The organism is Streptomyces sp. NBC_00647 (assembly GCF_045207245.1).
Classification (GTDB): domain Bacteria; phylum Actinomycetota; class Actinomycetes; order Streptomycetales; family Streptomycetaceae; genus Streptomyces.
In genome coordinates this window covers 400,297-421,050 of the sequence record NZ_CP109040.1, presented here as the reverse complement: position 1 = coordinate 421,050, position 20,754 = coordinate 400,297, and the positions used below count along the sequence as shown (strand labels likewise).

Sequence of the window (20,754 nt, the reverse complement as noted above, 5' to 3'; positions counted from 1 at the left end):
GAACTGCCCGTATCCGGCCGCCTCTTGCGGCAGGGACGTAGAGTCGGGCCCATGCGCTTGGACCTGCCGCCGATACGCGCAGAGCATCCCCTGAACGCTGCGCTGCTGGACTTCCTGCGGGCGCAGGGCTGTCCGCCGGGCGGACCGGACGACTACGCGCTGGGCGCATGGCAGCTGCACACCCACCCCGATCTCCTGGACAGGCTGGCCGAGTTGGCCCGGCACGCGCCCCTCCATGCCGCCTACGGCGTCCCGGTCCTGGCCCGCGAGGGCATCGCGGCCGCCGCTGCTGTGGGGACCTCGGTCCTGCTGGTGCGCCTTCCCGCGGCGCCCTCGGGCCTCGAAGCCGGCACCCCCGTCCCGTTCCTGGCCGGTCACGGATGGCAGGCCGTCGATGCCTGGCAGAGCGAACTGCCCTCCGCCGAGGGAACCCGCAGGCTCTCCGGCACCGTCCGCCGAGCCCTGGCCGGCGTCCGGGACCCCGCCTCGTAGCGGCACACCGCCGACGGCAGGGCAGGGCAGGGCAGGGCAGGGGCGGCGGGCCGTTTCCCGCCGTCCGGGGAACTTCACCGGACGGGCCGGCGACACCGGTTTCGCAGGGTTGCGACCGCCGGCGGGTGAGATCGGCTCGCACGCTCTGGCCCCGCGGCCCGGTCGTCGGTGCCGGGCCGCCGTGGCCGCCGGCGGCCACGCCCTCTCGCCACGCCCTCGCGCCCGCCGTCCGCAGCGCCGCCCGCGCCCGCCGTCCGCGGTGCCGGCCGTGGTGCCGGCCGTGGTGCCGGCCGTGGTGCCGTCCGCGGTGCCGGGCGGCGGGGCGGCGGCGCGGACGGCGGGCGGGCGCCCCGGCCGGGTCCGTGGCCGGCTGCGGGTCTTGGGGGCGGGCGGTCCGGGCGGCACGGGATGCGGCGCGTGCCGCCGGGTCTCGCCGGTGCCGGACCGCCGTGCCTGCCGTGTCCGTCGTGGCGGTCCGGTGTCCGGGATGCCCGGCCGGCGGGGGCGGCGGAAAGTCCGGGAGCCGGGAGCCGGCCCGGCGCGCGGGTCAGGCGGGGTGGGGGTCGGTTCCGGTGGTGGCGGTGAAGACGGGGGTGTTGTTCTGGTGGGCGAGGATGCGGACGCGGCGCTGTCCGGCGTGGCCGGGCAGGGGGTGGGCCTCGATGGTGCAGGGGGCGTCGAGTTCCGCGTAGCGTTCGAAGGTGCTGGCGAGGTGGCGGACGAAGGTGTTCTGGCCCAGGGTGGCGACGGTGGCCTGGCGGGCGGCCTCGAGCAGGACCATGCCGGGGACGTGGTCGACCTGGTGGTCGAAGAGCACGGGGTGGCTGGTGTCGGTGCGCAGCAGCCAGCGTCCGGGTCCGCCGGCGGGGGACAGGACGACGTCGGCGGGTGAGGTGCGGCCCACGTGCTGCGGGGCCAGCGGGGCGGTCAGCGGTGCGGGCACCCCGGCCAGCGCGGTCTGCTTGCCGCGCAGCCGGGCGTAGACGGCGGGTGTGGTGGCCGTACAGGAGCCCGACGCGCTCGCCACCGTGTGCCCGCCGCGCCGGAATACGGCCTCGAAGCGGATCGCCGATGCGGCGCCGCGCCGCCAGGTGACGTCGTGACAGGTCATCTCGATGCCGACGGAGGCCGGTGCGCTGCCGGTGGCCAGGTGTTCGGGGCGCACGTCCAGGGTGAGGCTGTGCATCAGGAAGGGGTGCTCGAGCGGCACGCCGAACTCGGTGTGGGCGAGCAGGATGGCCGCCTGGCGGAAGGACTCGGCGGCGATGAGGGGGTCGTGGCGGCCCTGGACGGCGGTGAAGAAGCTGTGCCCGCGCGGCCACTGGGCGCTGACCTCGAAGCGGTCCGCCGCGATGCGCTCCCAGTCGGTGAGCAGCACCTCGGCGACGCTGGCGCGGTGGACGAGTTCCTTGGGCACCGTGGTGGTCAGGGTGGCGAACCGCGGGTCCCGTCCGGCGGGCCCCGCGGCGCCGTCCGGCGGGGCGGGCAGGGGCGCGGTGGCGATCGGGGCCGGCCCGGTGCGGAACGTGGTCATGGACATGTTTCCCCCTGAGCTGCGTTGGCCTGGCGTCGGATGTGCTCGCTGAGAATCAGGAAGATACAGACCACCCGGTTTAGTTTCTAGGGTTCTCCGCGAGGTCCTGCCCGCGGGAAATGGAGCAGTTTGCTCCGAATCGGCGCCCGGCCGGCGCCCCGGACCGCCGGACGCGGCCCGTGAGCTGGGGCGTCGGGTCCCGGCCGCCGCGCTCCGGGCGGGGGCGAGCCGATCTCGAGCGGCACCACAGCGTCTCTCCAGCGCCCTGGCCGACGGTGACGTGACGGCCCGACACGGCCCGCCGGGGGAGAGGGGTGATCGATGAGCAGCGGGGACACGGTGCTGCGCGTCGAGCGCGGACAGGCCGACGAGGCGGAACTCGCCGCCCTGACCGCGGTGCTGCTCGCGGTCCTCGGCGCACGCGGACGGGCCGGCGGACGGCCCGGGGAACCGGCCGGCGGACGCGAGGACGAGCCGGCGGGCGAGGGGCCCGGGGGGTGGGCCGGGACCGGCCCGTCCCGGTGGCCGGGGCCGGGAGGTTTCGTGCCGGCGGGCAGCTGGGCCGACGGCGTCTCGAGCGGTTCTTGAGTAGAACAACTTTAAACCGCTTCAGCGGTTTGTTAATGTCCACGTACGGACCCGGGGCGGGACCTCCTCGGCCTTGTCCCAGGAGGGGACCTGACATGACGACGACTGCCCCCAGCGGCCCGGGCCGCACAGCGCCGCCGCGCGCGGGCGCGTGGCGGAACTCCACGCCATCCGCGCGCAGGCACTGCAGGGCCCCGGCGAGGAGGCGACCGCGGCCCAGCACGCCAAGGGCAAGCTGACCGCCCGCGAACGCATCGCCCTGCTGCTGGACCCGGACTCGTTCCAGGAGGTCGGGCAACTGCGCCGGCACCGGGCGACCGGGTTCGGCCTGGAGGCCAACAAGCCCTACACCGACGGCGTCGTCACCGGCTGGGGCCTGGTCGAGGGCCGCACCGTCTTCGTCTACGCGCACGACTTCCGCATCTTCGGCGGCGCCCTCGGCGAGGCCCACGCGCAGAAGATCCACAAGATCATGGACATGGCCGTCGCGGCCGGCGCGCCCCTGGTGTCCCTGAACGACGGCGCGGGCGCCCGGATCCAGGAGGGCGTCTCCGCGCTCGCCGGCTACGGCGGCATCTTCCAGCGCAACACCAAGGCTTCCGGTGTCATCCCGCAGATCTCGGTGATGCTCGGCCCGTGCGCGGGCGGCGCGGCCTACAGCCCGGCGCTGACCGACTTCGTCTTCATGGTCCGCGACACCTCGCAGATGTTCATCACCGGACCCGACGTGGTCAAGGCGGTCACCGGCGAGGAGATCACCCACAACGGCCTGGGCGGCGCCGACGTCCACGCGCAGACCTCCGGGGTGTGCCACTTCGCCTACGACGACGAGCAGACCTGCCTCGCCGAGGTCCGCTACCTGCTCTCCATGCTCCCGCAGAACAACCGCCAGAGCCCGCCGCGCACCGCGTGCACCGACCCGGTGGGCCGGCGCGGCGATGCGCTGTCCAGCCTGGTCCCGGCCGACGGCGCCCACCCCTACGACATGACCGAGGTGATCGCCGAACTCGTCGACGACGGCGACTTCCTGGAGGTCCACGAGCACTGGGCCCGCAACATCATCTGCGCGCTGGCCCGCCTGGACGGCCAGGTCGTCGCCATCGTCGCCAACCAGCCCCGGCACCTGGCCGGGGTGCTGGACATCGCCGCCTCCGAGAAGGCCGCCCGGTTCGTGCAGACCTGCGACGCCTTCAACATCCCCCTGCTCACCCTCCTGGACGTGCCGGGCTTCCTGCCGGGCGTGGGCCAGGAACACGGCGGCATCATCCGCCACGGCGCGAAACTGCTCTACGCGTACTGCAACGCCACCGTGCCGCGGATCTCGCTCGTCCTGCGCAAGGCCTACGGAGGCGCCTACATCGTCATGGACTCCCAGTCCACCGGCGCCGACCTCACCTACGCCTGGCCCGCCAACGAGATCGCCGTGATGGGCGCCGAAGGCGCCGCGAATGTCATCTTCCGCCGCCGGATCGCCTCGGCCGCCGACCCCGAGGCGATGCGCGCCCGCATGGTCAAGGAGTACAAGGCCGAGCTGATGCACCCCTACTACGCGGCCGAACGCGGCCTGGTCGACGACGTCATCGACCCCGCCGAGACCCGCGAGGTGCTGATCGAATCGCTCGCGATGCTGCGCACCAAGCACGCCGACCTGCCCTCCCGCAAGCACGGCAACCCGCCGCAGTAACGGAGCACCACGATGGCCAAACAGGAACGCGCGCTGCGCACGCGCGAGGCGCTGATCAACTCCGCCGCCGCGGTCTTCGACCGCGAGGGCTACCGCACCGCCTCGCTCACCGCGATCAGCGGCCAGGCCGGCGTGAGCAACGGAGCACTGCACTTCCACTTCGCCAGCAAGGCCGCCCTCGCCGAAGCCGTCGAGGAGGCCGCCGCACACCGGCTGACCCGCATCACCGTCCACGGCGAACAGCGGCCCGGCCAGGCCCTGCAGTGCCTGGTGGACGCCACCCACCACCTGGCCGGCACCCTCCACGACGACGCCGTCCTGCGCGCCGGGTTCGCCCTGGGCTCCGAACACCTCTACACCGGCGAACGGGACCTGCGCCGGCAGTGGACGCAGTGGGTCGAGTCGACCCTCAAACGCGCCGACGGCGAGGGCGAACTCGCCGACACGGTGGTGCCGCGCGACGCGGTGGTCGCCGTCGTCGCGGCGACCGTGGGCTTCGAGGTCCTGGGAGCCCAGGACGCCGAATGGCTCTCCTACCGCACCCTCACCCGGTTCTGGCGCCTGCTGCTGCCACGCCTGGCCGCACCCGCCGCCCTGGGACACCTCCAGGCAGCGGGCACCCCGGCACACCCCCCGCACCCCCCGGCCCCCGCACACCAGGACCCGGCCCCCGGCAACACCCCCGGCCCCCCACCGGCCCGCCCCGGACCCTGACCACCGCACCGCGCCGCGTCGCACCGGCCGCAGCCGCCGCCTTCCGTGCAGAGCGGCTTCGGCCGTTCCTGGCCGGTAACGGGCGTTGTGGCAAAGGGCGTTGTGGCCGGTGACGGGACCACCGGCAGGTGATCGACGGGATGCTGTACCGGGTGCGGACAGGGTGCGGAGGGGGGTGCGGCGGGGTGATGTGCCGGAGCGGTTCGGGCCGTGCAGGACGGTCCGTGAACGGCGTTGATCGCGGCCGGCCGACGGGACTTGGGAGCATCACGGGACGTGACAGCGCCCCAGCCCGCCGAGCACGCCTTGGCTCCGGTCGCTGCGGGCCGCCTCCGCTGCGGGGGGTGGCCGGCACCGGTCAGACGGTCAGGCGGTCAGGCCGAGCGCGGCCAGGCGGTCGGGATCGGTGAGGATGTCGAGCCCGGTGATGCGGCCGTCCCGGATGGTGAACGACATGACGGACAAAGGCCGGTCCCCGGTGAACGAGACAACGCCGGGCGAGCCGTTGACCAGCACCAGACGCGCGTTCGCCGCGTAGCGGGCGAAGGTGATCGCCTGGGACGCCACGTCGCCCGCGCCGTGCCGCAGGATGCTCGGGACGAGCGTGCCGCCGTCGGAACGCGCGATCACGTCGGGGTGGAGGACGGTGCAGCGCCTCGAAGTCGCCGCCGCGGGAGGCGGTCAGAAAGGCGTCCACGACATCGCGCTTGCGGGCATTGTCCGTGTCGGCCGCCGGGGCGGCGTCCTGAACCCGGCGGCGGGCGCGGCTGGCGAGCTGCCGGGTGGAGACCGCGGTCCGGCCGAGGGCGGCGGCGATGTCGTCGAAGGGCACGTCGAACATGTCGTGGAGGACGAAGGCGAGCCGCTCGTCCGGGGAGAGGGTCTCCAAAACGATCATGAGTGCGATGCCCACCGAGTCTGCGATCAGGACCTCCCGCTCGGGGTCGACGCGGGCCGCCGCGGTGACCACCGGGTCCGGCAGCCGGACGGCCCCGTCCTGCTCGGGCAGCGGATCCTCGCGTCGCGAGGTGCGCGAGCGCAGCATGTCCAGGCATGTCCGGCCCACGACCGTGGTGAGCCAGGCCCCCAGGTTCTTCACGTCGCTCACGTCGGTGCGGCTGAGCTTGAACCACGCCTCCTGGACGGCGTCCTCCGCCTCGGCGAGCGAGCCCAGCATCCGGTAGGCCACCGCCCGCAGCCCGGGCCGCTCGGCCTCGAAACGGTCGGCCAGAAAAGAATTCTCGCTCACCTGTCACACCCCCGCGTCCGGATCCGTCGGTCCAGTGACAGACGCTAACGGATCACCAGGAGAGCATCAGATGAACACCGCGATCACCACCAGTGCCCGGATGAAGAACCCCGCTCTGGTCCTGCCGGACGCCATGAAGGGCATCCAGAACATCTACAAGGCCATGTACCAGGGCGGCGTCTCCCCGCAGATCCTGGAACTGGTCCACCTGCGGGCCAGTCAGATCAACGGATGCAGCGCCTGCGTGTTCGCCGGCGTGGCGGGCGCCAAGAAGCACGGCGAGAGCGACGAACGCCTGCACGCCGTGGCCGCCTGGCGCGAGGCGCCGTTCTTCACCGGTGAGGAGCGCGCGGCCCTGGCCCTGACCGAGGCCGCCACCCGGATCGCCGACCGCTCCGGCAGGGCCGTCCCCGACGAGGTGTGGAACGAGGCCGCGGACCACTTCGACGAGGCGCAGCTTTCCGCGATCATCCTGATGATCGGCCTCACCAACTTCTTCAACCGCATCAACACCACCATCGAGGAGCCCGCCGGCACCACCTGGTGACGGCTCTGCCGGCCTGCCGTCAGGGCGCGCAGGCGCGCAGTGCATGCCCAACCCGTCCGCAGCGGCGGTGCCGGTGGCCGCGGAGCCTGTGCCACCGGCACCACCCCGGGCTCGGGCGACGTCGCGTCGCGCTGGACCTCGGTGGCCCGGGCGGGACCGGCGCCGGCTTCCCGCACAGCTCCCGACCACCGGTTCCACGGAAGCACGGACAGCGCCCTGAAGTGCCCCCGTGCTTCAGGCGGCGGGCCGGAGTCGCTCGCCTCGCCGTCCCGCCCACGTGACGCTCACGTGCGCGGGACGGCGTCGCCGGGGAGAGCCGCGAGGATGACCGCAACGGCTTGTGCCGCACCGTCCAGTTCCTGCAGCCGGCCGTCGGCGAACCGCACCCGGTAGCGGCCGTTCCCGACCGGCATGGCCCCCGGCAGGTCATCGCGGACGGGCGGCGCGGCCCGCCTGCTGAAGGTGAGCCGGCAGGTGCTCCGCCCCGGCGACAGGGCCCGGAGCCGCTCCTGCCGGAAGGCGGCCTCGACGAGATCGTGCAGCGCCGTGTCCGGCATACGTGCGGCCGCCTCGCGCAGCCGGCGCCACCTCACCGCCACGGCCTCGGTCTCCCCGCGCTCACGGGCCTCGGCCAGCTCCCAGATCCTCAGAAAGGGGGCCACAACTGCCACGGATTTCCTGATCGTTCATAGTCGTCTCAAGTCAGGCATCTCACGTAGCTTGGTTGTGTGAAGCTTTCGGAGTGGGCGCGTTGGCAGGGCGTGAGCTACCAGACCGCCTGGCGTGGGTGAGGGACGGGATGATGCCCGTGCCGGTCCGTCAGGTGCCGTCCGGGACGTGGCTGGTCGACGAGGTTGCCGCCCCGTCGTCCGGGCGTGTGGTGGCGTACTGCCGTGTGTCGTCAGCCGACCAGAAGGCCGACCTGGATCGGCAGGCCGCGCGGGTGGTGTCCGGCGCGAACGGACTGGGCCTGGCGGTCGCGGAAGTCGTGACCGAGGTCGGGTCGGGGCTGGACGGGCGACGCCGCGAGCTGCAGCGGCTTCTTGCCGACCCGGACCGGCTGTGATCGTGGTCGAGCATCGTGACCGGCTGGCCCGGTTCGGCGTCGAGCACCTGGAGGCCGCGCTGTCGGCGTCCGGCCGGCGCCTGGTCGTCCTCGACCCTGCCGAGACCGCCGACGATCTGGTGCGGGACATCACCGGGGTGCTCACCTCCATGTGCGCTCGCCTGTACGGGCCGCGGGCGGCGAAGAACCGGGCCGCCCGCGCGGTGGCCGTGGCGACCGGCGAGGCCGCCGAGTGAAGAAGTTCCGGCCGCAGCCGGGGTTCGTGGTGCAGGCGTACCGCTTCGCGCTGGACCCGAACGCCGCCCAGGAGGCCGCTCTTGGGTCGCACTGCGGTGCGGCGCGCGCGGCGTACAACTGGGCGGTGGGCTGGGTGACCGCGTCCTGGTGGCAGCGCCGGGCCGAGGAGACGTACGGCGTCGCCGGGGCGGAGAGGACCGAGTGGCGGCCGTGGTCGCTGCCATCGCTGCGCAAGGCGTTCAACGCCGCCAAGCACACGGACCCCCGGTTCGCCTCCTGGTGGGAGGAGAACTCCAAGGAGGCGTACTCCACCGGGCTGGCGAACGCGTCGGCCGCGTTCGACAACTACGCGAAGTCGAAGAACGGCAAGCGGTGCGGCCGGCGGATGGGGGTGCCGCGCTTCAAGTCGAAGCGCAAGGCGCGCCTGTCCTGCCGGTTCACCACCGGCACCATCCGGGTGGACGCCGACGGACGGCACGTCACACTGCCCCGGCTCGGCACGATCCGTACGCACGAGCCCGTCGCCGGGCTCCTCGCCCGTGTCCGGGCCGGGACCGCGCGCATCCTGTCCGCGACCGTCCGCCACGAACGCGGACGCTGGTTCGTGTCCTTCCAGACCGAGGTCAAACGCGACCTCGTCCGCGTCGCACGGCCCGACGTCGCGGTCGGCATCGACCTGGGTGTGAAGACCCTCGCAGTGATGGCCGACAGCACCGGCGAGATCCGCACCGTGCCCAACCCGCGGCACCTGGACAGCGCCCTGAATCTGCTCCGCCGGGCCTCCCAGACGGTCTCCCGCCGACGCGGCCCCGACCGCCGCACCGGACAGAAGCCCTCCCGCAGGTGGGAGAAAGCCAACGCCCAGCGCAACCGCGTGCACCACCGCATCGCGAACCTCCGCGCCAACGCCCTGCACAAGCTCACCACCGCCGTGGCCGCCGAATACGGCACCGTCGTGGTGGAGGACCTGAACGTCGCCGGGATGCTCCGCAACCGGCGCCTGGCCCGCAGGATCGCCGATGCCGGATTCGGGGAGATCCGCCGCCAGCTCACCTACAAGACCCAGCGCAACGGCTGCCGCACCCTGGCCGCCGACCGCTGGTACCCCTCCTCCAAGACCTGTTCCGGGTGCGGCGCGGTGAAAGCCAAGCTGCCGCTGCACGTGCGGACCTACGAATGCGACGCCTGCGGCCTGGTCATCGACCGGGACGCCAACGCCGCACACAACCTCGCCGCACTCGCGGCAATCGCAGCAACAGGTACCGGAGTGGCCGCAGACCTGGACACCCCCAAGGTGTCGAAGCCTCGTGGAGCCGACCAGAAGACCCGCACCACTCGCCACCGTCGCAAGACGGGGACGGGGCGGGCAGGTGGCGCAGCCCTGCCGCAGCAGCGGCAGACGGAAACGAGAGACCGTCCTCAAACCGAAGCCCTGACGCTCTGGTGATGTGACGGACCTTCCGGGCCGAAATACCCGGAATGCTGAGACCTGACTACTGACTCAGCAACGGCACTGCGCGACGAGTTCCCGGACCCGGGGTGCCCGCAACCAGAAGTGCAACGCCCCGGCAACCGCGGAGAGATCCGGGGTGGTGCCGCAAGCCATGCGGACACCACCGGTCCCGCAGTCGACGATGAAGCGGCGCTCACCGAGGGCCATCAGGACCCGCGCCCAGCGGCCGCCGGCCTCCACCCGGGCAGCCACGCAGCGCCACCCCGGTGAGGACGCCAGCTCGACCGCGAGCCCGTGGCCCGCGCGATCGGCCACCGCCTGCAGCGCGTTCCGCAACGAGCCCGCCCGCACGACCTCGGGATAGAGCGCCACGTACGCGTGCATCGGATCGCTCGGCGCTGCGGCGCCGTCAGGCCGTTCGGGCACGGCACCGAGTCTGCCAGTCCGGCACACCGCCCCCACCGCCCCCGCGCGGCCCTCCCGCCCGCCGCAAGGGCGGGCAACCCGGCCCGGGGACGGGCGAGTTCACAGCGGGCACGGGGTGGGACCGCCAGGCCGAGGCCGCATCCGCGTCACCCGCACGACCACGGCCGACTCCCGGGCCGCCCCCACCGGCACCCGGCATGCCGGCACATTGAACAGACCATCCGGTCTGATTCGAGAAGGGTTCCGGCTCCTCCCGCAGTCGCCCTCTCCACCGGCTCCGGCGTGACACGACCGCCGCCCTAGCCTGCGGATCCCCGGGGGCGAGAGCCTGCCGGACCGGGGCGCAGACTGGACGACACCCCGCCCTCGCTCGGAAAGCAAAGGTTGCATACGAGAAGAATGCTGGAAGTCGCGCCCGTCTCGCATACGTCCTTCTCCTCGGCGTGACGGCCCGTGGGTGCGCCCGGCCCGGCTGCCGCTGCTGCGCCCCGCGCCCCCTCGTCGATGTACCCCCGAGCCCCCGACCGTCCACCCTTGTTAGCCCCTTTCGGTGCACTGTCCTGGCAAGTTGAGGGTGCAGCCGGCCCGCACGGCCGGACCGGCGGCAAGTGGGCCGGTGCCGGGGCGCGGGTGGTACCGGGGGCGGGCGGCGTGCCCGTGCCGCTCCGGCCGGCGCGCGTCACCGGAGCGGCGGAAAGACGTTTCGCGGGCGCAATCGGCGGCGGATGGCAACCGGGCGTGAGGGAGGGGTGCCGACGGGGCGTGGCGGGTGCATCCGGTGCGAGGCCGGGGGGTCTTGGGGAAAAGATGACTGCCCGACCGGATTGACAAACCGTCTATGCTGTTTTTTTATCGGGGGTGGGACAGATGCCGCAGCACGCCCGCTCCGGTGCCGGCGCGCTGACCCCGTTGCACGCGCTGACCTGCCTGCATCCAACAGGGGAGAAACGATGGACATCGAAGTACTGGGCCCGCTGTCGGTGCGGGAGCACGGCATCCCCATCGCGCCGACCGCCCCCAAGCCCCGGCAGGTGCTGGCTCTGCTCGCGCTCAACGCGGACCACGTCGTCCCGGTGTCCACGCTGATAGAGGAGCTGTGGGACGAGAACCCGCCCCGCAGCGCCCGCACCACGCTGCAGACCTACATCCTGCAGCTGCGCGAACTCATCGGCGAGGCACTGCTGCGCGGCGGCGACGAGGGGACCAGGGCCAAGGACGTCCTGGTCACCCTGCCGGGCGGCTACCGGCTGGAGACCCGCGGCGGCACCCTGGACTTCCAGGAGCTGGAACGGCGCGCGGGAGCCGGCTACCGGGCCATGGACGCGGAGGACTACGCCGGTGCCGCCAAACGGCTGCGCGAGGCACTGTCGCTGTGGACCGGCACCGCGCTCGCCGACGTCCAGGCCGGCAGCCAGATCACCCTGGAGGTGAGCCGGCTGGAGGAGACCCGGCTGTGCGCCCTGGACCAGCGCATCGAGGCCGACCTGCGGCTCGGCAACCACCGCGGGCTGCTGTCCGAACTGACCGTGCTGGTCAGCCGGTACCCGATGCACGAGAGCCTGCACGGCCAGTTCATGCTCGCCCTGTACCGCTCGGGCCGCCGCGGTGAGGCCCTCAACGCCTACCAGCGCCTGCGCACCACGCTGGTGCGGGAGCTGGGCCTGGAACCGTCCACGGCGCTCGGCAGGCTCCAGCGGTCCATCCTGATGGCCCACCCCGAGCCCACCCTCACGGCCGGACCGGAGAACCCCGCCGCACGCCTCGTCGGCCGGATGGCCTGACCACCCCGGCACCCCGTCCCGGCACCCCGCTCCGGCACCCCGCTCCGGCACCCCGCTCCGGCACCCCGCTCCGGCACCCCGTCCCGGCATCCTGCTCCGGCACCCCGTCCCGGCATCCTGCTCCGGCACCCCGTCCCGGCACCGCGGGCCCGCCCGCACGGCCGGCTGCGGCCGGTGCCGCGTCCCAGCGGCCCCTCCCTCCCGATGACCCCCCGTCCGGGAGGGAGGGGTCACCCATGCCCGCGGCCCGGGATTTCGTCCGCACCCGCACGCGGCGGTTCCACGGCATCCCGACGTCCCGTCAGAACGCGGAAGGCCGGAGGCGGGAAGAGCACGGCGTCCCGGCCGGCCCGGGCACGAGGCAGGCCGCTCGGCGCTCCGCGGAGGCTGCCGAGCGGGCCTCCCGCACGCTCGGGATCTGAGCCCGTCCCGCCTTCGCCGCGGACCGCAGGAGCACAGGTGCCGGCACTCGCCGGCAGCCCAACGCGCGCTCCTCACCGGGCCGCAGGCCACAGGCCAAACGAGCACCGCGTGCCGCACGAACCTCCGGTACGCGCCGCTCGTCCGCGGCCATCGCCCCGGCACCGCCGGCACCGGCACCCGTACCGCACCCCGGCCGGCACCATGATCCGCACCTTCCGTCCCCCCCCCACCGTCCTGCCTGCACCGACCGCTGTCACGGGGGCCCGGCCTCACATAGAATCCTGCCCACTTCCCCCACCCGCCGGCCGTAACGTCCCGTCACCCCAGGGGGAACGACATGCCCACCTGGCGCCGCATCGCCGCCCTCTGCACGGCCCTCCTGACGCTCGCCGGATGCGGCAGCCCGCAAGGCGGGCACCGGAATGCCTCCCGCGGAGCCGGCACGAGTGACCACCGCACCGGAGCCGCCTGGCGCTACGACTACACCGGGAAGAACACCAACGCCGCCTTCGCCGACATCGCCGCCGCCTCCGCCGACGATGCCTGGGCCATCGGCAAGAGTCCCGTCACCGGGTGGGTGGACATCCACGAGACTCTCCTTTTCCACTACGACGGAAAGACATGGCGCCCCTACGACCTCCCACCCCCGCTGCGCCACCTCGATGACCTCTCGTCCGTCCGGCTCGACGCCGCCGGGCCGCACGACGTGTGGCTCTTCGCGGGCGCCACGACGAACCCCGGCGGGGGCCGCTCGCCACTCGCCGCGCACTGGGACGGAACGGCGTGGCAGGCCGTGGACCTTCCCCGGGATTTCCCCGAAGTCGTGAGAGGCGTCGCCGTCTTCGGCCCCGGGGACGTCTGGGCCGTAGACGGTTCGGACACCGCCTGGCACTGGGACGGGCGGCACTGGCAGCTCTTGCGGCTGCCCGGCACGGCGCAGGCCCTGGCGGGTGCATCGGGGCGGGACCTGTGGGCCGTGGGGTTCAGCCTGACGCGGGAGCAGGTTGCGCGCCCTGCGGCCATGCACTGGGACGGCCGCACCTGGACGAAGGCGACCATGCCCTCCATGCCGCCGGGACCCAAGGACGATCCGCATGACGGCGAACTCACCCGCGTCGTCGCCCTGTCCGCCCACGACGTGCGCGCCTTCGGCACCGTATCCAGCGAAGGCGGAGACAGCGACGCGTACTCCGCCGGGCTCGCACTGCGCTGGGACGGCACCCGGTGGAGCGAGGACGACGGGGAGCCGTGGGTGACCGGCGAGGCCGGGAACGCCATCATGCTCACCCCCAAGCGCTATATGACACTGTCCGGCGAGGAAGAGCGGATCACCCAGCCGCCCTGCCTCGCCGGCCGGCCGGGCAGGCTCGGTGAGGGCGGCTGCCGGCAGAAACTCCACCTCAAGGACTACACCGCAGTCCCGGGAACCCGGCAGGTCTGGGGCGTGGGCTCCGTCAGCAGCAGTACGTTCCCTTCCCGCCCCGTCATCGTCCGCTTCACCACAGCCCCTTGACCCGGGACATCAGGACATCCGCCGGATCGCCGCCACACAGCTTCTCGGGCCCCACCCCGCGACGTGGCCCGGCAGCGCCCGAACGCCGATCCGGCCAGGACCTGCCCCCTCCGGCCGGACACCGCCCGCAGGACACCGGCCGACCCCGACGGTTTCGGAGCTGAGCGACACGGCCCAGGACCGCCTGCCGGGCACGCTGATGCCACGGGAAGCACCCGGTCCCCGGGCGAGTGCCGCCAGGGCCCGCCGCGGCGATGAACAACGCCGGCAGAGCCATGGGTGTCGCGAGACGGATGACCACGATGGCCTCCGTCAGCGCGTGGTGTCGCGGAGGCAGAGGGCGGCGAGCCGTGGGAGTCGGCGGTGCATCTCACGGGCGTCGTCGAAGTCGAAGTCCTCACCCATGTCATTGCTGTCTCGTGCGGGACGCTCGCGCGAGGCCGTGTAGGTGGCCCACGCCTCGTAGAAGTCCTCTTCGTCGCCGGTGATGCGCCCGAATGCGCCGCTGGCCGCGTAGTTGGCTTCTTCGTCGAAGATCGCTTCGTCGCGGTGCGCCTGTGCGGCGGCGATCACTGACGGGTGCTCAGCGAGTCCGTCCGGAGCGGCTGCCGCCTTGTCGTACCAGTCGCGGCCCAGGGCGATGAGGCCGGCGCGGAAGTCCGTGAAGCTGTCGTCCGAGCAGCCTCCGCCGATGAGATAGGCGGCGGCCCACACGTCCCACCGGTACACAGCACCACTCGCCTCGTCGAAGCGCTCCTGGTAGCCCAGGATGTCTTGCTTGGTGCGGGTGGCCAGCTCGTCCACCAGAGCTTCGGCGAACGGCTTGTCCGCCGTGGTGGCAGAGCGAGCGGCTTCGATGGTGGTCCAGAACGCGGAGGTGTCCATGGCCGGGCACTTTGCCACCCCGGTAGGACAACAGCTCCTCGGAGCGGATCGCCACCGCCACCGTGACCACTGGGCCGTCCCCGATCCGAAGACACCGAAGTGCCCGTCCCACGTGCCCCTCCCATGCCCACCGAGCGGCGAACCACGAGAACACCGTCGATCACGGGAGCGGACAGAAGCGACCGACGGCGACCGTTCCCTATGGAGCCACGGAAGCCCGGCCGTGCGGGCAGGGCCGGCAGCTGTGCCTGCCAGTTCCCGGCCCGCCGGGCGGGGGCGTGTCGACTGCGGCGGGTCGCTCCACCGGGACCGGTACGGCCTGCGCGCCGACCGGGCACGGGCATCTCACGCGGCCCGAGCGCGGACCCGTACGAAGCCCCGAACCGCCCGGGCCAAGGCCTCACCGCATGGCGGCTACTCCGTCGGATCCTGCTCGATGCGCCGTGCCGCACGCTTGACCGCCTGCTCGACGTCGTACCGGCTTGCCCCGCTCTCGGCCGCGTGCGCGGTGATCGCGGCCTGCACCGCGGCAGACGCCTCGCGACACGCCTTCCACTGCGCGTCGTACTCCTCGCCGGCGAGTCCGGCCACGCGGGCGCGCTCCTGCTCGGCGATCCGCTCGAGGTTGATCAGTTCATCCGGGATGTCCACGGCCGGAGTGTAGGCCGGGCACGGGGGAGCACCCGGCCGGGCGCGCGGGCCGAGGACCGGGGGCTGGAGTGATGGTGAGGTGTCACGTACGTCCCGCTGCCTGCACCCGCCCCTTGCCCGGACACGAGCGGGGCCGCGTCGGATGACGGCCGCCGGCACCGTTCTGCGGCCGCGCGGCGTCGCCCGCGGCCGCACCCGCGGGGCCTGGCCGGCTGCCGGCTACTGGCCCGCCGCCCGCTGGGCGACCAGCTGGTCGAAGCGGCGCATCAGGGCGTGCTGTTCCGCGGAGAGCCGTTCGATGCGGTGCTGCAGCCGGGCCAGTTCCCCGCTCAGGCTCACAACTGTCGCGTCGGGGCCGGCGGTCCCGGCCGGCAGCGGCAGCGGGGGCGGGGCCGGCAGCGGCATCGGGTGCACCGACGCCATGTGCCCGTGTCCGGCCGGCCGGGGCGGCGCCAGGTCCGGGTCGTGCCGCAGGATCGCGTCCAGCCGCTCGCGCAGGGCGGCCCCCGGCTCCACACCCAGCTCACGCACCAGCCGCCGGCGCGCCTTGTCGTACACGCCCAGCGCCTCCGCCTGGCGTCCGCACCGGTACAGGGCCACCATCAGCAGGTCGTGGAACCGCTCCCGCATCGGGTGATCGGCCGTCAGTTCCTCCAGCTCGCCGATGATCTCGTCGTGCCGGGCCGCCCGCAGACATGCGTCGTAGAGCGTCTCCAGCACGGTGAGCCGCTGCTCCTCCAGCCGCGCCGCCTCGGCCGCGCAGATGCCGCCCCGGGCGCTGCCCTCCAGCGCGGGCCCCCGCCACAACGCCAGCGCGGCGCGCAGCAGTTCGGCCGCATGCCGCGGATCGGTGGCGGCGGCGGCCCGGCCCCGGGCGGCCAGTTCCCTGAACCGCTGCGCGTCGCTCGCACCCGGGCCCGGGCGCAGGAGATAGCCGGGCGGGCGCGTCACGAGCCACTCCCGCTGCCGCCCCACCACCCCCGCCCCCGCCCCCGCCCCCGGTCCGGGTTCCGGTTCGGGTCCGGGTTCGGGTACGAGCCGGCGCAGCCGGGCCACATGGGCCTGCAGCGCGTTCGCCGCGTTGGCGGGCGGACGGTGCCCCCACAGTTCGTCGATCAGCTGGCGGACGGGCACGACGTGCCCGGATCTGGCGACCAGCGCGCCCAGCAGGGCGCGTTGCTTGGTGCCCGCCGGAAGGATCCTCAGACCGGTTCGCTCGTCCTGGATCTCCACGGGACCGAGAATGCGGAACTGCATCTCTTCCTCGTATCTTCCTCGCGGCTGCCCAGACCGGCCCGGTGACGGCACGCCGCGCACGGTGCCCACTGCTCAGCCGGTACGGGCCGGCCGCCACCCGGCCGGACAGGCCTTCGCCGGCCGGACGCGGCCGGGCACGTCCCCGGCCCGCGCCTTTCGGCCTCTCACGCCGCGGCCGTCGCCGCCACCGCCGGACCGCCACCACGGCCACCGGCAGCACCGGCCCCGGCACCGGCAGCACCGGCCCCGGCACCGGCAGCACCGGCACGGGCGACGGTTGGGCCGGTCGAGGCGGTGGCGGGGGCGGGGGCGGGGGAGTGGGTGAAGGCGGGGGCGACCTCGGCGGCGAACAGCTCCATCGCGCGCACGGCGCGCCCGTAGGGCAGATGCCCCGGGTTGAACTGCAGGCTCAGACAGCTGCCGGAGCCGTACCAGGCACGGACCGTCTCGATCTGCGCGCGCACGTCGTCGGGCGTGCCGGCCAGAACCTGATGGCCGGCCAGCGCCCGGTCGAAGTCGTAACCGCCGTAGTCGTAGTCGTATTCGTGTGCCGTGGTGCCGGGGGCGCCGGGCACGGGGTGCCGCCCGTCCGCCCGGAAGGCCAGGCCCGTCAGCCGTGCGCGGTGGTCCTCGCCGGCCCGGGCGGCCGCCAGGGTCACCTCCCGGTCCGTGCCGAGATAACAGGTGTAGGCGATCTGGACGCGGCCCTCGCCCCGGTGGCCCGCGGCCCGCCGCGCCGCTCGGTAGGCCCCGGTCATCCTCTGCGCCTGCCGGCGGCCGCCCGGGACCGGGGAGAGCTGCAGATGATGGCCCCGGGCGCCCGCCCGGGCACACGACCCGGCGCTGTGCGCCGCGTCGACGAACACCGGCGGATGCGGGCGCTGGTAGGGCAGGGGGAAGCCGGTCACCGGGCCGAAGCGGTGCACGTCGCCCTCGAAGCGGACCTCCTCGCCGCTCCACAGGGCGATGCACGCCTCGGCGGTCTCCTCCACGGGGGCGGCGCCGTCCCCGCCCGGCACGCCGAACAGCCCGGACTGCGGACCGCCGTGAGCGAAACCGGCGTCGAGACGGCCGTGCGAGAGGTTGTCGAGCAGGGCCAGGCGCGCGGCGATCTGCACGGGGTGCGCGAACGGGGAGACGGCCGCGCCGGCCACCAGCCGGATGCGGCGGGTCTGCGCCGCCGCCGCCGTCAGGAACACCACCGGGTCGGGACTGTAGCCGCCGCACGCGGAGCCGTAGTGCTCGCCCGTCCGGACATGGGCGAAACCCAGTTCCTCGGCGAGCTCGACCAGCTGAAGACTCTCGTCGTAATAGGTGCTCGCGCTCTTCCGCGCCGGGTCGACGGCCGGGAAAAAGTTCACACCGAATTCCATGAGGGGCTCCGTCCCGTGATCCGTTTCCGGCCTGCCGGAAAAACCTGAAAAGACTCCTCGGTCACCGGACCATAGACGCAGCGGGACGGCCGCGGGACAAACACGAGCGTCTCTCGAGGAACCGTGTGCGCAGCCTCGAGGAAACCCTCCGGGCAACCCTGCGCACAGCCCCGCAGAAACCTCTCCCGAAGGGGTGGTCAGCCGCCGGCGGCGGACGTCCGTGACAGGGCCGTCAGTTCCGGAAATCCCACCTCGGTCCCGCGCCGGTGCCACGCGGCGAGCAGCCGCAGCGCACCGGCCGCGTCCGGCCCGCGGCCGGCCGCCTCCCCCGCACCGTCCGGGCCCCCGGACGGTGGCGTCCCTGTGGCACGGGCGGCCAGCTGCCGCAGCAGCTGCCGGGTCAGGGGATCCGCGTCCGTCGGCACGGCACGCTGCGCACGGCTGTCCATGGAAGGGAAGCTAATGACGCCCCGAATTTTCCGGAAGACCCTGCCGGACACCGTGTGGAAAGGGTCAGTGCGATGTCAGCGCCTTGTCAGGAACGGATGTGTGGAGAACTGCTCGAAGGCGTCTTGAGGATGACGCCGCGAAAGACTGAGAGAGGCTACGGTTCGTCTCGTCCCCGGCTTGTGAGGAAAAGACAGGAATTATCTGAGCGGCGCAAAATCGACGCCCAATTGGATACCGGTACGGAGGAGACCATGAAGATTCAGGTTCTGGGTCCGTTGAGTGCCGCCGTCAACGGGATGTCGATCGTTCCGACGGCGGGCAAGCCCCGGCAGATCCTCGCACTGCTCGCGCTCTACCCGGGACGGGTCGTGCCCGTACCCACGCTCATGGAGGAGATCTGGGGAACCGAACTGCCGCAGAGCGCGCTCACCACCCTGCAGACCTACATCCTCCAGCTGCGCCGCAGGCTGGGCACCGCCATGGGACCCGGCGCACCCGGCGCCGCCAAGGACGTGCTGGCCACCCGGCACGGCGGCTACCTGCTGCAGATACCCTCCGAAGCCGTCGACGTACGCGAGTACGAGCGGCTGGTGACCCAGGGACAGCAGGCCGTGGACGAGGACGAACAGGCGGCCGCCGCCTACCGGGCGGCCCTGGACCTGTGGCAGGGCCCCGCACTGGTCGACGTACGCGTCGGCCCCATCCTGTCCATCGAGGTCATGCGGCTGGAGGAGAGCCGTCTGGTCACCCGTGAACGCCGCATCGACGCCGACCTGCGCCTGGGCCGGCACGTCGAGGTCATCGCCGAACTCACCGACCTGATAGCCCGTCACCCGCAGCACGAGGGACTGCACTCCCAGGCCATGGTCGCGCTCTACCGCTCCGGCCGGCAGGCCGCCGCACTCGGCGTCTACCACCGGCTGCGCGGCCGGCTCATCGAGGAGCTCGGCGTCGAACCCGCACCGCAGCTGCAGCGCCTGCACCACGCGATGCTCGCCGTCGACCCCAAGCTCGACATCCTGCGCGGGCCGCGCCGCTCCTCCACGTTCGACCTGTACGCCGCCTGACCCGACGTCCGGTTCAAGCCGTTCTCCAGAGGGGTCGGCGAGGCTCGGGCCATGGACGTAAGGCTGTACTGCTTCGCGCACGCCGGCGCCGGGGTGTCGAGCTTCGGCCGCTGGCAGCAACTCTGCGGCCCCGGCATCGACGTCGTCCCGCTGCTGCTGCCGGGGCGCGGCAGACGCCGCCGCGAACCCCGGGCGACCGACCGCGACGGGCTGCTGGGAGATCTGCTCGGCCCGCTCGCCGACGCCGCCGACCAGGGCCCGTACGCGCTCTACGGGCACAGCCTCGGCGGCATGGTCGCCTACACCCTCACCCGTGCCCTGCTCGACGCCGGCCTGCCCGCACCCGCCCTGCTGGCCGTCGGCGCCTGCCCCGCCCCCCACCTCGCCGCCGCCCGCACCACCGGGCCCGGCCAGACCACCGACGGGGACCTGCTGAGTCTGCTCGGCGCGCTGGACAGTGCCCCCGACACACCGCTCACCGGGCCGGGCAGCGTCTGGCACCGCACCGTCCTGCCCGTGCTGCGCGACGACCTCGAACTGGCCCGCGCGCTGCGCGCCGCCGCCGTCGACGACGGGGCAGGCCCCCTGCCGGTGCCCGTGCTCGCCGTCGGCGGGCGCGTCGACCCCGTGGCCGGCCCCGCCGCCCTGGACGGCTGGCGGCAGTGGACCAGCGGCCGCCTCGTGCGCCGCACACTGCCGGGCGACCACTTCTTCGTACGCGGCCCCGAACTGCCCCGCCTCATCGGGCGCGCCTGCCGCGTGGCACACCGCATCGCACCCGCACCGACACCCGTGCCTGCACCGACACTCACACCCGCACCCGTGCCTGCACCGACACCCGGACCCGCACCCGCACCCGCACTCTCACCGGGACTCCGGCCGGCCGTGGGACACCGGTGAGGGCGCCGGCGACACGGCTCGCCCCCGCCGCCCGGCCCCGGCCGTCCGGCCGTCCCGGGCCGCCCAACTGCCCCCCGTCCACCGCCCGCTGACCCGCCCGCACAACCGAACGGAGAGATCATGAACCGCCTTGAGCTCAGCGACCTGAAGACCCTGCTGCGCGAGTGCGCCGGCGAGGAGGAGGGCGTCGACCTGGACGGCGACGTCATCGACGTCCCGTTCATGGAACTCGGCTACGACTCGCTGGCCATCCTGCAGACCGCCGGCCAGATCGAGCGGGACCACGGCATAACCCTGGACGAGGACGCACTGGAGGAGGCCGACACACCACGCGCCTTCCTCGCCCTCGTCAACGGCGCACTGTCCGCTCCCCGGGCCGTCGCCTGAACCACGACCGGGCAGGCCGGGCAGGCCCTGGAAGGCCGGGTGCGGATGACCGGGCCGGGTGACCTGCCCGGCCGGCC

Annotated in this window: 19 protein-coding genes and 2 pseudogenes; 12 read left to right on the top strand and 9 right to left on the bottom strand. The window is 73.4% G+C overall.

What is annotated here, in order from left to right; genetic code table 11:
- The first annotated feature begins 51 nt into the window (after positions 1-51).
- Positions 52-492 (top strand): hypothetical protein, encoded by a 441-nt coding sequence (locus OG788_RS02020; RefSeq protein ID WP_406368731.1) that lies wholly within the window; start codon positions 52-54, stop codon positions 490-492.
- Positions 493-1,039: 547 nt separating this feature from the next.
- Here OG788_RS02020 and OG788_RS02015 read toward each other — a convergent pair.
- Positions 1,040-2,026, bottom strand: a complete 987-nt coding sequence (locus OG788_RS02015; RefSeq protein ID WP_406368729.1) for a ScbA/BarX family gamma-butyrolactone biosynthesis protein — start codon at positions 2,024-2,026, stop codon at positions 1,040-1,042.
- Positions 2,027-2,347: 321 nt separating this feature from the next.
- Here OG788_RS02015 and OG788_RS02010 point away from each other — a divergent pair, with 321 nt between their 5' ends.
- The 3 genes from OG788_RS02010 (at position 2,348) to OG788_RS02000 (ending at position 5,012) form a co-directional block, all read left to right on the top strand.
- Positions 2,348-2,614 carry an acyl-CoA carboxylase epsilon subunit gene (locus OG788_RS02010; RefSeq protein WP_406368728.1) on the top strand — a complete coding sequence of 89 codons (267 nt, stop codon included), beginning with the start codon at positions 2,348-2,350 and terminating at the stop codon, positions 2,612-2,614.
- Positions 2,615-2,765: 151 nt separating this feature from the next.
- Entirely contained in the window at positions 2,766-4,298 is a 1,533-nt protein-coding gene (locus OG788_RS02005; RefSeq protein ID WP_406368726.1) for an acyl-CoA carboxylase subunit beta, read from the top strand.
- A 12-nt stretch (positions 4,299-4,310) separates the two neighbouring features.
- On the top strand, positions 4,311-5,012 hold the full coding sequence (locus tag OG788_RS02000) for a ScbR family autoregulator-binding transcription factor (protein WP_406368724.1): 702 nt from the start codon (positions 4,311-4,313) through the stop codon (positions 5,010-5,012).
- A gap of 366 nt (positions 5,013-5,378) precedes the next feature.
- Here OG788_RS02000 and sigJ read toward each other — a convergent pair.
- Positions 5,379-6,261, bottom strand: a pseudogene (gene sigJ, locus OG788_RS01995) (RNA polymerase sigma factor SigJ).
- A gap of 70 nt (positions 6,262-6,331) precedes the next feature.
- Between sigJ and OG788_RS01990 the strand changes: the two are divergent.
- On the top strand, positions 6,332-6,808 hold the full coding sequence (locus OG788_RS01990) for a carboxymuconolactone decarboxylase family protein (RefSeq protein ID WP_406368722.1): 477 nt from the start codon (positions 6,332-6,334) through the stop codon (positions 6,806-6,808).
- Positions 6,809-7,092: 284 nt separating this feature from the next.
- Here OG788_RS01990 and OG788_RS01985 read toward each other — a convergent pair whose 3' ends face one another.
- Positions 7,093-7,479 (bottom strand): DUF6193 family natural product biosynthesis protein, encoded by a 387-nt coding sequence (locus OG788_RS01985; protein WP_406368720.1) that lies wholly within the window; start codon positions 7,477-7,479, stop codon positions 7,093-7,095.
- 57 nt (positions 7,480-7,536) lie between these two features.
- On the opposite strand from OG788_RS01985, the pseudogene OG788_RS01980 reads away from it, so the two are divergent.
- Both OG788_RS01980 and tnpB read left to right on the top strand, forming a co-directional pair.
- Positions 7,537-8,110 (top strand): annotated as a pseudogene (locus OG788_RS01980) (IS607 family transposase).
- Positions 8,107-9,558, top strand: a complete 1,452-nt coding sequence (gene tnpB / locus OG788_RS01975) for an IS607 family element RNA-guided endonuclease TnpB (protein ID WP_406368718.1) — start codon at positions 8,107-8,109, stop codon at positions 9,556-9,558. The pseudogene OG788_RS01980 and the gene tnpB overlap by 4 nt, the downstream one beginning before the upstream one ends.
- A gap of 54 nt (positions 9,559-9,612) precedes the next feature.
- Here tnpB and OG788_RS01970 read toward each other — a convergent pair whose 3' ends face one another.
- Positions 9,613-9,990, bottom strand: a complete 378-nt coding sequence (locus OG788_RS01970) for a hypothetical protein (protein WP_406368716.1) — start codon at positions 9,988-9,990, stop codon at positions 9,613-9,615.
- Between the two features lie 950 nt (positions 9,991-10,940).
- Here OG788_RS01970 and OG788_RS01965 point away from each other — a divergent pair.
- Positions 10,941-11,771 (top strand): AfsR/SARP family transcriptional regulator, encoded by an 831-nt coding sequence (locus OG788_RS01965; RefSeq protein ID WP_351557020.1) that lies wholly within the window; start codon positions 10,941-10,943, stop codon positions 11,769-11,771.
- A 760-nt stretch (positions 11,772-12,531) separates the two neighbouring features.
- The gene (locus OG788_RS01960) at positions 12,532-13,707 is read left to right on the top strand and encodes a hypothetical protein (protein WP_406368715.1); all 1,176 of its coding nucleotides are present in this window, start codon (positions 12,532-12,534) and stop codon (positions 13,705-13,707) included.
- A gap of 312 nt (positions 13,708-14,019) precedes the next feature.
- Here the strand turns inward: OG788_RS01960 and OG788_RS01955 are convergent, their stop codons facing one another.
- From OG788_RS01955 to OG788_RS01935, 5 genes are all read right to left on the bottom strand, one after another.
- Complete coding sequence (locus tag OG788_RS01955) at positions 14,020-14,592, bottom strand: DUF4240 domain-containing protein (RefSeq protein ID WP_406368713.1); 573 nt, start codon at positions 14,590-14,592, stop codon at positions 14,020-14,022.
- A gap of 414 nt (positions 14,593-15,006) precedes the next feature.
- Complete coding sequence (locus OG788_RS01950; RefSeq protein ID WP_351543803.1) at positions 15,007-15,243, bottom strand: hypothetical protein; 237 nt, start codon at positions 15,241-15,243, stop codon at positions 15,007-15,009.
- Positions 15,244-15,462: 219 nt separating this feature from the next.
- Positions 15,463-16,500, bottom strand: coding sequence for a BTAD domain-containing putative transcriptional regulator (locus OG788_RS01945; RefSeq protein ID WP_406368711.1), 1,038 nt, complete (start codon positions 16,498-16,500; stop codon positions 15,463-15,465).
- Between the two features lie 164 nt (positions 16,501-16,664).
- Positions 16,665-17,873: an LLM class flavin-dependent oxidoreductase gene (locus OG788_RS01940; RefSeq protein ID WP_406368709.1), complete on the bottom strand. Its 1,209-nt coding sequence runs from the start codon at positions 17,871-17,873 to the stop codon at positions 16,665-16,667.
- A gap of 197 nt (positions 17,874-18,070) precedes the next feature.
- A complete protein-coding gene (locus OG788_RS01935; RefSeq protein WP_406368708.1) occupies positions 18,071-18,322 on the bottom strand; it encodes a hypothetical protein in 252 nt (83 codons plus the stop codon).
- A 252-nt stretch (positions 18,323-18,574) separates the two neighbouring features.
- On the opposite strand from OG788_RS01935, the gene OG788_RS01930 reads away from it, so the two are divergent.
- The 3 genes from OG788_RS01930 to OG788_RS01920 all read left to right on the top strand — a co-directional run bounded on the left by OG788_RS01930 (position 18,575) and on the right by OG788_RS01920 (position 20,677).
- Complete coding sequence (locus OG788_RS01930) at positions 18,575-19,390, top strand: BTAD domain-containing putative transcriptional regulator (RefSeq protein ID WP_406368706.1); 816 nt, start codon at positions 18,575-18,577, stop codon at positions 19,388-19,390.
- 51 nt (positions 19,391-19,441) lie between these two features.
- On the top strand, positions 19,442-20,290 hold the full coding sequence (locus tag OG788_RS01925) for a thioesterase II family protein (RefSeq protein ID WP_406368705.1): 849 nt from the start codon (positions 19,442-19,444) through the stop codon (positions 20,288-20,290).
- A 120-nt stretch (positions 20,291-20,410) separates the two neighbouring features.
- Positions 20,411-20,677 carry an acyl carrier protein gene (locus OG788_RS01920; protein ID WP_356758536.1) on the top strand — a complete coding sequence of 89 codons (267 nt, stop codon included), beginning with the start codon at positions 20,411-20,413 and terminating at the stop codon, positions 20,675-20,677.
- Positions 20,678-20,754 lie beyond the last annotated feature (77 nt).